The following is a 13,778-nucleotide window of genomic DNA, read 5'->3' on the forward strand; positions in this document are numbered from 1 at the left end:
ATACTTGCAGTATGCATGGATCAGAATGACAATACTTACTATGTATTAAAAACAGGTTGAGGTTTAATTATCTCAACCTATTTTTAAATTCACTATTTAAGATAAACCACTATAACATGGATTATCAAGGAAAGGAAAGGCATATGAAGCCATCAGGAGTCGGAGGACAGGCAGTTATTGAAGGTGTAATGATGAAGAACAAAGAGCATTATGCTGTTGCAGTAAGAAAGCCTGATAACGAAATTGTAATAAAGGAAGATACCTTTAAAAGTGTTTCAGACAAGTACAAAATATGGAGACTTCCAATTCTAAGAGGTATTCTTGCTTTTGCAGAATCCATGGGTATAGGAATTAAAACTTTGAATTTTTCCGCCAGTTTTTTTGAAGAAGAGGAAGCGGCAAAGGAAACAAAGGTAGACAAAGCTTTTTCAAAAGTCTTTAAAGATAAGACAGAAGGAATTCTGGCAGCTATTACAATGATTATAGCCGTTGTATTAGCAGTGGGAATCTTTATTGTACTGCCGGCTTTTGCAGCTGGATTGCTTGGAAAATCAATTGCATCGGATAGTCTGGTAGCATTTATTGAAGGAATTATCAGAATTGTCCTGTTTGTACTTTATGTATTTGCCATATCCCAGTTAAAAGACATTAAGAGAGTCTTTATGTACCATGGAGCAGAACATAAAACGATTAATTGTGTTGAGAACGGTTTCGACCTTACAATAGAGAACGTAAGAAAACAATCAAGACAGCACAAAAGATGCGGAACCAGCTTTTTATTTCTTGTTATGTTTGTCAGTATTATTTTCTTTATGTTTATCAGAACGGATAATACCTGGATTCGATATGCAAGCAGAATTCTGTTAGTACCTGTAATTGCTGGTGTAGCTTACGAATTTATTCGTTTCGCCGGAAAAAATGATTCTGCAATTGTCAGAATCTTAAGTAAACCCGGTATGTGGCTTCAGGGCATGACTACCAGAGAACCGGATGATGACATGATTGAAGTAGCTATCAAATCCGTTGAGGCAGTATTTGACTGGAGAACTTTCCTTGGTAAAGAAACAGAAGCAGAAGAAGTGAACACCCAGGTTGACAGTAAAAATGTCAGCTCTACTGGTGGAAAAGAAAAGCAGACCAATAAGCAGAACTCAAATAGAGCAAGTGAAAATAAACAAACCGGTAATAAAAAGAATAGCAGTCAACAGAATCAAAATAAAAAAACCGCAGGCAATAAGACCAATCAATCTTCTGGAAAACAAAGCAATAAGAGGAATGATAGAGCTGCGAATATTAATGGCCATACAGAGGATACGAAGCAGAATAACGCTTCAAATAAAGCAGCCAGAGAGTTGGCAGCAGCATCTACAAGAAGAGAGCCTTTAAAGGCTATGGATATATTTGAAGAAGATGATGAGATATTAAGAGCAGTGGATGATTTTGTTGCAATAACGGATGAAGCAGCAGAGAAAGAATAGATAAAAATGATAACCTTACAGGATGCTTTACAAAAAGGAAAAAAAGTACTTAAAGATAATAACATAGACAATGGGGAATATGATGCCTGGCTTTTGCTGGCTTTTTGCTTTGAATTAAACCGGGCAGCCTATTTGGCTAATCCTCTAAAGGAAATTTTTCAGGATGATTTAGATGCCTATATGGACTTAATCGGAAAGAGAAGCAAACATATACCACTTCAATATATTACTGGTGAACAAGAATTTATGGGACTTAACTTTCAAGTGAAAGAAGGAGTTCTCATACCGAGGCAGGATACGGAAATTCTTGTAATGGAGGCATTAAAGGTAAGTAAGGACAAAGAGATTCTGGATATATGCAGCGGTTCCGGTTGTATACTGCTCTCTCTCTTAAAGCTTGGAGGCGCAAGGTCTGGATTAGGTGCGGATATATCTGAAACAGCTCTTTTAGTATCCCGTGAAAATGCAAAAAAGCTGGGAGTAACAGCAGAATTTATTAAAAGTGATATCTATTCACAGATAGATAAAACATATGATATAATAGTATCGAATCCACCTTATATACCAACAAATATTATCCCTACCTTAATGGAAGAGGTAAAGGAGTATGAACCAACCATTGCTCTTGACGGAAAAGAAGACGGCTTATACTTTTACCGGGAAATATGCAAAGGACTAAAAGACCACTTAAACCCGGGAGGGTATGTCTTTTTTGAAATCGGGTATGACCAGGGAAAGGCAGTGATGGAATTGCTGACAGAAGCAGGAATGAGCAATATCTGTATAATTAAGGATTTAGCAGGACTTGACAGAGTAGTTACAGGAAGATGGAATGAAAAGAAAGGGGAACCCTTTACTTAGCGTCTCTGGCATAGAACAAAAAAGAGATATAAGAAAGGAAGAAACCAGAATGTTTGATAAATTAGAGGATTTACTTATACGCTATCAGGAATTAACAGATGAATTAAATGACCCAAATGTAGTAAACGACCAGGCTCGTTTTCGTAAGCTTATGAAGGAGCAGAACGACTTAGCTCCTATCGTAGAAAAATATACAGAATACAAAGAAACAAAGGCAGCTATCGAAGATAGCCTTGCAATGCTTGAAGAAGAAAGCGATGAAGAGTTAAGGGAGCTTGCCAAGGAAGAATTAAGTGAATGTAAAGAAAAAGTTGAAGTAATAGAGAAAGAATTAAAGATACTTCTTCTTCCCAAAGATCCTAACGATGAAAAGAACGTAATTGTTGAAATCAGAGGTGGTGCCGGCGGAGATGAAGCAGCTTTATTTGCGGCAGAATTATTCCGTATGTATTCCAAATACTCAGAAACTCAGAACTGGAAAATAGACATGATGAATGTCAATGAAAACGGACTTGGCGGATTTAAGGAAGTTGTATTCATGATTAACGGCAAAGGCGTTTATTCCAAGATGAAATACGAGAGTGGTGTACATCGTGTACAGCGTATCCCTGTAACAGAATCCGGCGGAAGAATCCATACCTCAACTTCAACAGTAGCTATTATGCCGGAAGCAGAAGAAGTAGATGTATATCTTGATTTAAATGACTGTAAATTCGATGTATTCCGTTCCTCCGGAAACGGCGGACAGTGCGTTAACACCACTGACTCGGCAGTACGTCTTACTCATATTCCAACAGGTATCGTAATCTCCTGTCAGGATGAAAAATCCCAGTTGAAGAACAGGGATAAAGCTTTAAAAGTACTGCGAAGCAAGCTCTATGAGATGGAACTGGAAAAGGCTCATAATGCTGAAGCTGAAGCCAGAAGAAGCCAGGTTGGAACAGGTGACCGTTCTGAAAAGATTCGTACCTACAACTTCCCCCAGGGCCGTGTCACAGACCACCGCATTAAGCTTACTCTCCACCAGCTTGATAATATCATGGACGGAGATTTAGAAGAAGTAATCGACAGCCTAATTGCCGCCGATCAGGCAGCAAAGTTGGCAAACATGAATGAACAGTAAAAGCTTGGTTGGCTAACCTAGCCGCAAAGTTGGCAAACATGAATGAAAATACCTAGAAAGGCCTATATCAGACTAAATAACTGATATAGGTCTTTTTTCGTTGAAGATGAAATTTTATTTATTAGGAATAAGGCTATTATAGACTTGAAGAAAACGAGTAGATTTTGATTGACATATGTTTTTTTAAATTGTATACTAAGTACACTTATAATAAGTGTACTTAGTATTTAGGAGGATATATGGAGATTCAGGATTCATTTGGTTATGTACTTAATATTAATGCAAAACTCATTAAAAGAAGGCTTGATACTGCAATTAAAAAATATGATATAACAACAGCGCAATGGTCACTGCTAAAACTTTTATCAGTGGTTAATAACCTTACGCAAGTAGAAATTGCTAACAGATTGCATTCAGATATTGTTACGGTTGGATTGGTTATAGAGCGATTGGTCAAGAAAGAAATGGTTCAAAAAGCGCATTTAGAGAACGATCGAAGGGCATATAGAATCAGTATCACGGATAGAGGTCGAAAGATTACGGATATTATTGAGGAAGAAGCTAATAAATGCAATAAAGCAGCCCTTCAAGGGTTTACTGAAAAAGAAATGGAAACACTTATGTTGCTTTTAAATAAAGTAACAGAAAATCTTATGAAGGAGAATTGATTATGTCATGGAAATATGAAATATTTAGAGCGTTTTTCGTAGCCTTTGGTGCCTTTGAAGTAATTAGTAATGGTATTTTCCTGATCAGAAAAAATGGGATGGAGCTAGCAGCCAGACAGCATCAGGAATTACCCCCTGATAGAAAGGATAGCCAATTTAAAGCAAAAGTGCTTTGCATGTTCAGTTTTGGAGTCCTCTTTTTATTGTCAGGGTTGTACTCTTATGTTACCCATACATTTCACTTTAAAGAAGCGGTTTTTACACTTACTATATTTGCAATTTATGCCATACTAGAAGGTTGCTATTATAGGTATTGGAAAACGATAGGTTTTTCATGCGTAAGTATTTTATTTTTAGTACTATTTCTTATAATTTAATTGGTATTGAATGAGTCTTATTTTATACAAGGATATCTAGGTATATACCTTAAAATCTATACATAAATGAACAGTAAAAGGTTAGTCGGCAGACTTAGCTGCTAGACTGGTAATATGACTAATAGTTTAAAAGGTTAAGAAATGCATTTATGGAAATGATATATAAAGATAATAATGGCTTTTGTGCTTTATCAGAAAAAGAAAGAAAGGTCTTTATAACGTATTTCAATGAATGTAAAATTAGTAAAGGGAGCAAGTATTGCAAGTATAGCGGTAATTCTCTGTGTGGGATTTATCTTAAAATACAACATCAATAAGAATGAGGATAACCGCGCGCAGAATAAGGAGGAGGTCATAAATATGAGTGATTCCAAAGTGAATGGTAAAATGGACACGGACACTTCAGTGAATAATCAGATGATGGCGTTAAGAGACACTGCAATGGTTAATGTCACCGATAAACTCACAATATACTCCGGGAATACAGACAGCATTAATATTGATGCAGGAGAAGAGATACCGGAGAATATTTCTTACAGATCAGAAGATGATTCTATAGCAGAAGTAAGAAAAGGGTATGTAGTAGCCAATCGGGAAGGTGAAACTAATATTATCACCTCTTTTTCTTTAGCGGGTAAAGAGATGTCTTTTCATACACAGATTACAGTATTAGCTGGAACGGTAACTGTTAGTTCATCTGAATTAGAAGTAATGGAAGGAACCACCAAGAAGCTGAAAACTAAGCTGGATAAAGGTGTTCTAAGCGGAGTATCTTATATATCTGACAATACAGATGTTGCCACAGTAGTGAATGATGGTGTTGACGGTATCATAAGTGGTGTCTCCAAAGGCAGGGCTACAATCACTGTTACCGCGAATGTATCCGGTAGCATTACCGTGAAAGAAGTCATTGTTACGGTTTCTGACTTTGATAAAGGAGATATTCCCATTCAGAATCCGGTTCAGGCAGATAATTTTAAAGAAGAGGATGACTGGCAGGGAAGCCGCGTTAACTTTGGGAGATTTGAGCAGGACAATAGAATCAGCAACGGCAAAGAGCCGATTCTTTGGAGGGTTCTTGAAGTGGAGGATAACTCTGTTCTATTATTAGCGGAGTACGGGTTAATCTGCAAGAACATTCATGAAACCTTTGAGGATTTTACTTGGGAGACTTCTACACTGAGAAATTGGCTGAATACTTCTTTTCTTGACATGGCATTTACCAATCAGGAAAGAAAAGCTATTCTTGACAGTAATATTGATACTCCTGACAACATAGAATGGGGTACCAAAGGTGGTGGGAATACGATAGATAAAGTATTTCTGCCAAGTGTGCAGGATGTTATGAATCCTGCTTATGGATTTCCTGCCAATATGGAAACCTCTAAAGCTAGAATGCTGCAGTGCACAGCCTACGCCCGTAAGAATGGTGGTTATATCAATAAAGATAACGGTAATACTTGCTGGTGGCTTCGCTCCCCGGGATTTCATCAAAAGTATGCAGATTATGTTTTTACAACGGGTGCTATTACGGAGAATTATTTCATTGGAAGACGTTATGACGCCATCAGACCGGCTATTCGGGTTGACTTATCAATGGTTCAGATAAAACCCAGACAAAAAACCGGAGAAAATATTTATCCATATATAAGTCTACTACCTAATTGACAAGGAACTCCAGTTGATTTATAATGTTCAAAATTCACAAAATAAAGGTAATGAAAAGAAAAGTAAAAAGCAGTGGAAGTCACAGAGAGTCCTGAATGGTGAGAGGGGATATGAAAGCTGTTTTTGAAAATGGTCTTGGAACTGCGTACCGAAGGCTTGATTTATCAGGCACAAGGCTGCGACGGGAGCACCCGTTATAGTGCCGGGCTGTCGATTAGTTTGTCTTTATTCCGCAGCTGACAAGGCTCCTGCTGTGAGGCATGAGCGAATTTGAGGTGGTAACACGAAGCTTTTCGCTCTCGTCCTCGAAAATATAATTTTCGGGGGTGAGAGCTTTTTTGTTTGAGAATATCATATTAAGCTAAGCTACATGAACAGGGAAAAGATTTAGATGAAAATCTTTTAACAGCTGTTTTGGCAGATAGGATTAGCTTTCCTTTTGAGAAAAGATGGTTACCAAATCAAATTAAGAAAGTGAGGTTTTGTAATGAAACAGAAGATTTTAGTAGGAGGTGCCTGGCCTTATGCCAACGGCTCCCTTCATATAGGACATATAGCAGGATTATTACCGGGAGATGTCATAGCAAGATATCACAGAGCAATCGGAAATGATGTGTATTATGTATCCGGCAGTGACTGTCATGGAACACCGGTTACCATAAGAGCCAGGCAGGAGGATAAGACACCGGGTGAAATCAGTGACAGCTACCATGAGGAATTCTGCCGGTGTTTTGAATGGCTTGGATTTTCTTATGATTTATATGGAAAGACATCAGAAAAACTGCACCGGGATTTTGTTAGAGAATTTCATGAGAAGCTCTACACTTCAGAGTATGTTTATGAGAAATCCTCTCCCCAGAGCTTTTGCAGCCATTGTGGTCAATTTTTACCGGATCGTTATGTTGAGGGAATATGTCCGGTGTGTAAAAAAGAAGCCAGAGGAGACCAGTGTGACAGCTGCGGTTCAGTCTTGGACACAGAGCATCTGTTGGAGCCAAAGTGCATGCTGTGCGGCAATACACCGGAGTTTCGGGAAAGCAAGCACCTTTACCTTAGGGTTACGGGATTAAAGGAACAGTTGGAGCAGCTGGTTCATTCTCATCCTAACTGGAGAAAGAATGCAGTTCAGCTGACAAAGCGCTATCTGTCAGAAGGTCTGCGGGACAGGGCCTTAACCAGGGACTTGGATTGGGGAATAGGAGTTCCTTATCCTGGTTATGAAAGCAAAAAGATATATATTTGGGCGGAAAATGTTCTTGGATACCTTTCCATGAGTAAAGAAGCTGCAAGAGTAAGAGGAGAAGACTTTAAAGCAATATGGGGCAAGGGAGCAAGGCATTATTATATTCATGCGAAGGATAATATACCTTTTCACACCATAATTCTCCCGTCATTGCTTATTGCGCAGGGAGATGATTATCATTTGCCCGATGAGATTATATCCAACGAGTACCTGACCTTGGATGGCAGAAAGATTTCCACCAGTAAGAATCACGCTATTTGGGTGAAGGATATCATCGGCAAATACAACCCGGATGCAATACGTTATTTTATGATTGCGAATGGGCCGGAGAAGAGAGACACGGACTTTTCTCTTTATGAATTTGCCAAGAGCTGTAACAGTGAATTGGCAGGTGCCTATGGGAATTTTGTAAATAGGACCTTGGTATTTCTACACAAATATTATGGAGGAAGGGTAACGAAAGGAAATCTGGATAAAGTGATAGAAGAGAAGATGAAAGAGTCTTTTATCATTGCTGGAAATCTTATAGAAGGAGGAGAACTAAAGGAGGCGTTGGAAAAAATCTTTGAACTTGTGAGGTTCTCTAATAAATACTTTGATAGTAAGGCTCCTTGGCTTACGAGAACAGAGAATAATTCAGAGTGTGAGGATACCTTGTATAACTGCGTCCAGCTTATAGCAAACCTTGGAGTTCTCCTTGCTCCCTTCCTTCCTTTTTCTTCTGAAAAGATACTTGAATGGCTGAAGCTTAAGAGTACCTGGGAGATACAATATGTCTTGCCGGGCTTCCAGCTTCCCGAGAGTGAAATTCTATTTACGCGGATAGATAATTCTTGAGCCAAAAGAACTTGCAGCCTGGTAAAAGATACGTTAGAATAGGATAGATTCTTAAGTTAGAAAGACTGATTTTTGAGGTGGAAGATGAAGTCCGATTATGAAGTTCTTATCAGACAGAATGAATATGAAACAAACGAAAAGGTATCACGGGCAGCTAGAATCATTCTGTATTTTGAACTGGTTATAGCAATGCTGTGCTGGCTGAAGATTTTTGATATTTCAGAGAGTATCGTAATCGGAGCAATAGCCGCTACCCTTGTTCCCTTATTGCTGCCTGTCCTCATGGTGGAGGTTCTGCATATAGAAAAAGCCTGGGTAAAATATATCTTGATAGCCTCCCTGGCAGCAGTAACGGGAATCTATTATATCTTTCTAACTTTTCAGGTGGTTTTATTATTTATCTTACCTACCATTGTTGCTGCATTATATCTGGAGAAAAATGTACTGTATTTTTGCTATGGTTCTACCGTGGCAGCTATTTTGTTATCACATCTGATAACCGGCTTTTGGCTTATGCAGCCTTTAATAGAGCCATTTACAGGACTTAAAGCGATTATGTTATATGGCGCTTTACCCAGGCTAATGGAATACTTTTGCTGTGCGGTAATAATACAAATATTAGTCAGTCATTGCAGAAAATATATCGGCAATATATACCCCTCGTCCGGAGAAGCAAAAGCTGATTTACCACAAGCTGTTAAGGGAAATACCGCAGATATTAACCTTCCAGAAATGAAAACGGAGGAAGGAGTCAAATTAGAGGCAATAATTACGGCAGAGACAAAAAAAAACGAGAGAGAAGGGAGAACAGCACTTCCCTTTAAGGCGGAATTAAATAAGAGGGAAGAAGCAGAAGAGAGCTCCCTCCAATCCATGACGGATAGAGAGATAGAGATATGCAGGCTCTTGGCTTTGGGGTATACCAATGCACATATTGCAAAGCAGCTCTTTCTGTCCGGCGGAACTGTAAAAAATTATGTCAGTGCCATATACGAAAAGACCGGAATCAAGGATAGAACAGCCCTGGCCCTTATGCTGAACCGATATTTTAATAAATATGACTCCGGTCATATAGGTACTTAGGATAATAAGTGACCCTGGTTACTTTGCAGGAAAATACCTTTCTGATACTGTGAATCTAACAAATCGGAAAGGAAATACCATAAATGAGCAAAATATCAGAACCTCAAAAGAAAAACTCCAAAAGACAGGTTATTCGAAGAATTATACTAGTGGCAGGAATCTTTTTTATCTTTCTCTGCTTGCTTTTATTCATCAATTTTATACCAGCCTTACAGTTAAAAGAACCACATATGAGATGCTACAATGGCAGTTACGTCAAGGTGTATTATGAAAGACAGAAAGATGCTGCAAAGGATGTCTTTTTATTGACAGAAGCGAAAGCGCCGGAACTTATTAAGACCTTGGACATAAAGCCGGGTCAGAAGATAAATATCTATGTTTATGATAACCAGAAAACGATGCAATGCAAAAAGTATGGATATTTAGCGCTATTCCTGCATTTGGACTGGTATATCGGAGATAATATCAGAACAAAGGTGATATTAACCTCTCCAGCCAATCCGGGAAAAGTACATACTTATGAGGAGAACAAACAAGCTGTACTTCATGAAATGGTTCATGCCTACATTAGTACCATTAACCCTGATATACGCCTGTGGCTTACGGAAGGAATGGCATTGTATCTTGCTAATGGAGAACCCTTTTATAAAGCATATCTAAAGCAAATGAAAATTCCTGATTTAAAGGCTACAAGAACTGGAAATCCCGTGAAATTCTCAAATGTAGGAGGATATACATTTTCTTCTACTTATATTGAATATTTGAAGCAGGAATATGGCTGGGACAGAGTTAAGAAGCTTATAAAAACGGAAGATTGGGAAAAAGCCCTTGGCAAATCTGAAAAGGAGATATATCAGGACTGGGTGCAGTATTTAATGAATTATTACCAGTAAAAGGCAGCCCAAAAAGGCAGAACAGTTAGAAGCAATAGAGGAGAAATAAACTTATGATTAGCAGTACATCGAACCCCCAAATTAAAAATTTAATACAACTTCAGACGAAGGCAAAAGAGCGCCAGGAGCAAAATGCTTTTGTAGTGGAAGGCATTAAGATGTTTGAAGAGGCAAGGGATGGAGGACATCTTATCAAGGCTTATGTAACGGAAGCTCTTTATAAAGAAAAGCTTGAAGAAAACCAGAATTATTTTACTGGGGTACCCCATGAAGTGGTAACAGAACAGGTAATGAAGGCAGCCAGTGATACCTTAACTCCTCAAGGCGTATTGGCAGTGGTGAGGCGAAAAGAGTATGAACTTTCGGATTTCATTCATAAACCTTCTGTTACTCTCCTGCTTTTAGAGGATCTTCGTGACCCAGGAAACCTTGGAACTATAATTAGGACTGCGGAAGGAGCCGGTGTGAATGGTATAATTCTCAGCCAGTCCTCGGTGGATATCTATAATCCCAAGGTAATTCGGTCCACGATGGGGGGGATTTACAGGATGCCCTTTGTATATGTACCGGATTTTTATAAGGCCATACAAGAAATAAAAGCGGCAGGAATTTCTGTCTACGCTGCCCATTTAAAAGCAGCTGTGGAATATGACTCTTTTTCCTATCCGGAGAAATCAGCTATTCTTATCGGCAATGAAGCAAGAGGCTTAAGTGAAGCAGCAGCAGAACTTTCGTCCTACAATATCATAATTCCCATGGAAGGAAAAGTAGAATCCTTAAATGCCGGAGTTGCTGCTGCACTGCTGATGTATGAAATATACCGCCAAAAACGCCATAAGTTAGAGACAGATTAGAAAAGACTTAGAATTCTAAAATCTGTAAGCAGAAGGTTGTTATTTCAGGAAATATGAAGTAAAATAAAGATACTAAACTTACGGAAGGGGGAATTGTTCCGTGGATTCCATTTACTGGCTGGCTGCAATCATAATTCTATTATTGATAGAAATATTTACATTAGGGCTGGCATCTATATGGTTTGCAGGAGGAGCATTTATAGCCTTTATACTCTCTCTGTTTACAGATAATCTAATGTTACAGATTGTGGCTTTTCTTATTGTTTCCTTTGTACTGCTCTACTTTACAAGACCTGTAGCAATAAAATATTTTAATGGTAAGAGACTAAAGACAAACTATGAAAGCCTGGAAGGCAGCACTGGAAAAGTTCTTGAAACAATTGATAATTTCAACGGTACCGGAGTCGTATTGGTCAACGGACTGGAATGGACAGCCAGAGCTTACGAAGATTCTGAGATTATCAAAGAGGGAAAGAAAGTAATAATTAGAAATATTTCCGGTGTAAAATTAATCGTAGAAGAAGAAAGTGAGGGAATTTAAATGCCTGTAATTATTGGTTTATTAGTAGTTATATTAATTGTTTTAGCATCCTGTGTACGTATTGTTCCCCAAGCACATTCCTATGTAGTGGAAAGGCTTGGCGGATATCAGGCAACTTGGAATGTAGGTATACATTTTATGGTGCCTTTTGTTGACAAAGTTGCAAAAAGAGTCCTTTTAAAAGAGCAGGTAGTAGACTTTGCGCCTCAGCCTGTTATTACAAAGGATAACGTAACCATGAAGATTGATACCGTCGTATTCTTTCAGATAACAGACCCGAAGTTATTTGCCTATGGAGTGGAAAGACCCATACTTGCTATAGAGAACCTGACGGCGACTACTCTTCGTAATATTATTGGTGATCTGGAGCTTGACCAAACCTTAACCTCCAGAGAGATAATTAATACCAAGATGAGAGTATCCCTTGACGTGGCAACCGATCCTTGGGGAATCAAGGTAAACCGCGTAGAGTTAAAGAATATCATTCCTCCTGCTGCTATTCAGGATGCCATGGAAAAGCAGATGAAAGCAGAACGTGAACGAAGAGAAGCAATACTCCGTGCAGAAGGTGAGAAGACTTCACAGATTCTTGTAGCAGAAGGAAAGAAGCAGTCCACTATCCTGGAAGCGGAAGCAGCAAAGGCAGCAGCCATCCTTCGTGCGGAAGCCGTGAAGGAAGCAACCATAAGGGAAGCAGAAGGTCAGGCAGAAGCAACACTTGCGGTACAAAGAGCAAATGCCGACAGTATTCGTTTCCTAAACGAAGCCAACCCCAGTACAGCAGTCTTACAGATTAAGAGCCTAGAAGCATTCCAAAAAGCTGCTGACGGCAAAGCAACAAAGATTATTATACCTTCTGAGATTCAAGGCATTGCAGGTCTTGCGAAATCAATAACAGAAGTAATAGGTGATAAAGAGAATTAAGTACACGTAAATGTCTTGTTTCTATCTGATAATAAAGATAGGAACAGGACATTTACTTATTTATCCCCCAATATCCTCCCAAACCGATAATTCATACACAACCTAAAGTTCTTCAGAAACCTGCAAGATTGGGCCGAGGATAACGCAGGCAAAATCTTGCGTATGAATTATTTCTTTTTAATAATTCATACTACTTTCGGTAATTTTGCTGATTGACATTCTGAGGCTTAGATAGTAAGGTTATTTGTTGAAGAGAACATTAAAGGAAGTTCACATGTTCTGAATAATCGACAGAGAATATGAAATGGCAGAATATTATTATCTATATAGAAGTGAATACAATAAAATAGCCATATATGGGAAATAATAAGCTGACAGAAAGGAAACTAAAATGAGCGAAAAAATAAGAGTTACCATATGGAATGAATTTCGTCATGAACAACTGGAGGAAAAAATAAGAGAAATCTACCCGGAGGGTATCCATGGCGTTTTGGCGAAATACTTTGAGGGCGATGATAAATATGTAGTAAGAACTGCTACACTGGATGAACCGGAACATGGGCTTACCGATGAAGTATTAAATAATACCGATGTATTATTCTGGTGGGGACATTGGGTACATCAAGAGGTTAGTGATGAAATCGTCGAGAAAGTTCATATGCGTGTATTAAATGGAATGGGTCTGATTGTACTTCATTCAGGTCATCACTCTAAAATCTTTCGCAAATTAATGGGAACCTCCTGTAATCTAAGATGGAGAGTGGCAGATGAAAAAGAACGTCTCTGGGTGGTGGAGCCTGGTCATCCCATTACCGAAGGACTCGGGGAATACTTCGAGCTGCCGATGGAAGAGATGTATGGAGAACAATTCGAAATACCGAATCCTGACGAGCTGGTTTTCATAAGCTGGTTTGAAGGGGGAGATGTATGCAGAAGCGGCTGCGTCTTCTATAGAGGAAGAGGTAAGATATTCTATTTCAGACCGGGTCATGAAGAATATCCGACCTTCTATAATGAAAATGTTAAAAAGGTGCTTGTCAATGCAACAAATTATGTAGCACCTGTTAAACGAGGGGATTCAAGACCGGAGCAGGCGGTTAACGTTTCAGAACCTTTGGAAAAAATAAAGGAAAAACAGTAAAAATTTTGAAATCGTTAAGATAAAATTAAGAATTCCCTCCTTGATAAAAAAATGGCAATGAGCTATTATAAATTAGGCATTACTAGT

At 38.7% G+C, this 13,778-nt stretch carries 13 protein-coding genes; all 13 read left to right on the plus strand.

The features are described 5' to 3' along the window. The first annotated feature begins 143 nt into the window (after positions 1-143). The 13 genes from bsdcttw_RS02520 to bsdcttw_RS02580 all read left to right on the plus strand — a co-directional run bounded on the left by bsdcttw_RS02520 (position 144) and on the right by bsdcttw_RS02580 (position 13,691). Positions 144-1,478 carry a DUF1385 domain-containing protein gene (locus bsdcttw_RS02520; protein WP_185257861.1) on the plus strand — a complete coding sequence of 445 codons (1,335 nt, stop codon included), beginning with the start codon at positions 144-146 and terminating at the stop codon, positions 1,476-1,478. A 6-nt stretch (positions 1,479-1,484) separates the two neighbouring features. Continuing rightward, positions 1,485-2,339: a peptide chain release factor N(5)-glutamine methyltransferase gene (prmC, locus tag bsdcttw_RS02525; protein ID WP_225903770.1), complete on the plus strand. Its 855-nt coding sequence runs from the start codon at positions 1,485-1,487 to the stop codon at positions 2,337-2,339. Positions 2,340-2,388: 49 nt separating this feature from the next. Beyond that, positions 2,389-3,462: a peptide chain release factor 1 gene (gene prfA, locus bsdcttw_RS02530; protein ID WP_185259667.1), complete on the plus strand. Its 1,074-nt coding sequence runs from the start codon at positions 2,389-2,391 to the stop codon at positions 3,460-3,462. A gap of 239 nt (positions 3,463-3,701) precedes the next feature. Continuing rightward, positions 3,702-4,130 carry a MarR family winged helix-turn-helix transcriptional regulator gene (locus bsdcttw_RS02535; RefSeq protein WP_185257862.1) on the plus strand — a complete coding sequence of 143 codons (429 nt, stop codon included), beginning with the start codon at positions 3,702-3,704 and terminating at the stop codon, positions 4,128-4,130. A gap of 2 nt (positions 4,131-4,132) precedes the next feature. Beyond that, entirely contained in the window at positions 4,133-4,507 is a 375-nt protein-coding gene (locus tag bsdcttw_RS02540; RefSeq protein ID WP_185257863.1) for a hypothetical protein, read from the plus strand. 360 nt (positions 4,508-4,867) lie between these two features. Beyond that, positions 4,868-6,175 (plus strand): DUF6273 domain-containing protein, encoded by a 1,308-nt coding sequence (locus bsdcttw_RS02545; RefSeq protein WP_207726481.1) that lies wholly within the window; start codon positions 4,868-4,870, stop codon positions 6,173-6,175. Between the two features lie 487 nt (positions 6,176-6,662). Continuing rightward, positions 6,663-8,255 (plus strand): methionine--tRNA ligase, encoded by a 1,593-nt coding sequence (gene metG / locus bsdcttw_RS02550; protein WP_185257865.1) that lies wholly within the window; start codon positions 6,663-6,665, stop codon positions 8,253-8,255. A gap of 84 nt (positions 8,256-8,339) precedes the next feature. Beyond that, positions 8,340-9,338, plus strand: a complete 999-nt coding sequence (locus tag bsdcttw_RS24965; protein ID WP_225903771.1) for a response regulator transcription factor — start codon at positions 8,340-8,342, stop codon at positions 9,336-9,338. An 83-nt stretch (positions 9,339-9,421) separates the two neighbouring features. Then, positions 9,422-10,231 (plus strand): gluzincin family metallopeptidase, encoded by an 810-nt coding sequence (locus bsdcttw_RS02560; protein WP_225903772.1) that lies wholly within the window; start codon positions 9,422-9,424, stop codon positions 10,229-10,231. A gap of 53 nt (positions 10,232-10,284) precedes the next feature. Then, positions 10,285-11,085 carry a TrmH family RNA methyltransferase gene (locus bsdcttw_RS02565; RefSeq protein WP_185257866.1) on the plus strand — a complete coding sequence of 267 codons (801 nt, stop codon included), beginning with the start codon at positions 10,285-10,287 and terminating at the stop codon, positions 11,083-11,085. Between the two features lie 100 nt (positions 11,086-11,185). After that, positions 11,186-11,626: an NfeD family protein gene (locus bsdcttw_RS02570; RefSeq protein ID WP_185257867.1), complete on the plus strand. Its 441-nt coding sequence runs from the start codon at positions 11,186-11,188 to the stop codon at positions 11,624-11,626. After that, positions 11,627-12,550, plus strand: coding sequence for an SPFH domain-containing protein (locus bsdcttw_RS02575; RefSeq protein ID WP_185257868.1), 924 nt, complete (start codon positions 11,627-11,629; stop codon positions 12,548-12,550). Positions 12,551-12,941: 391 nt separating this feature from the next. Next, complete coding sequence (locus tag bsdcttw_RS02580) at positions 12,942-13,691, plus strand: ThuA domain-containing protein (RefSeq protein WP_185257869.1); 750 nt, start codon at positions 12,942-12,944, stop codon at positions 13,689-13,691. Positions 13,692-13,778 lie beyond the last annotated feature (87 nt).

This window comes from Anaerocolumna chitinilytica (genome assembly GCF_014218355.1).
In the GTDB taxonomy this organism is placed as follows: Bacteria; Bacillota; Clostridia; order Lachnospirales; family Lachnospiraceae; genus Anaerocolumna; species Anaerocolumna chitinilytica.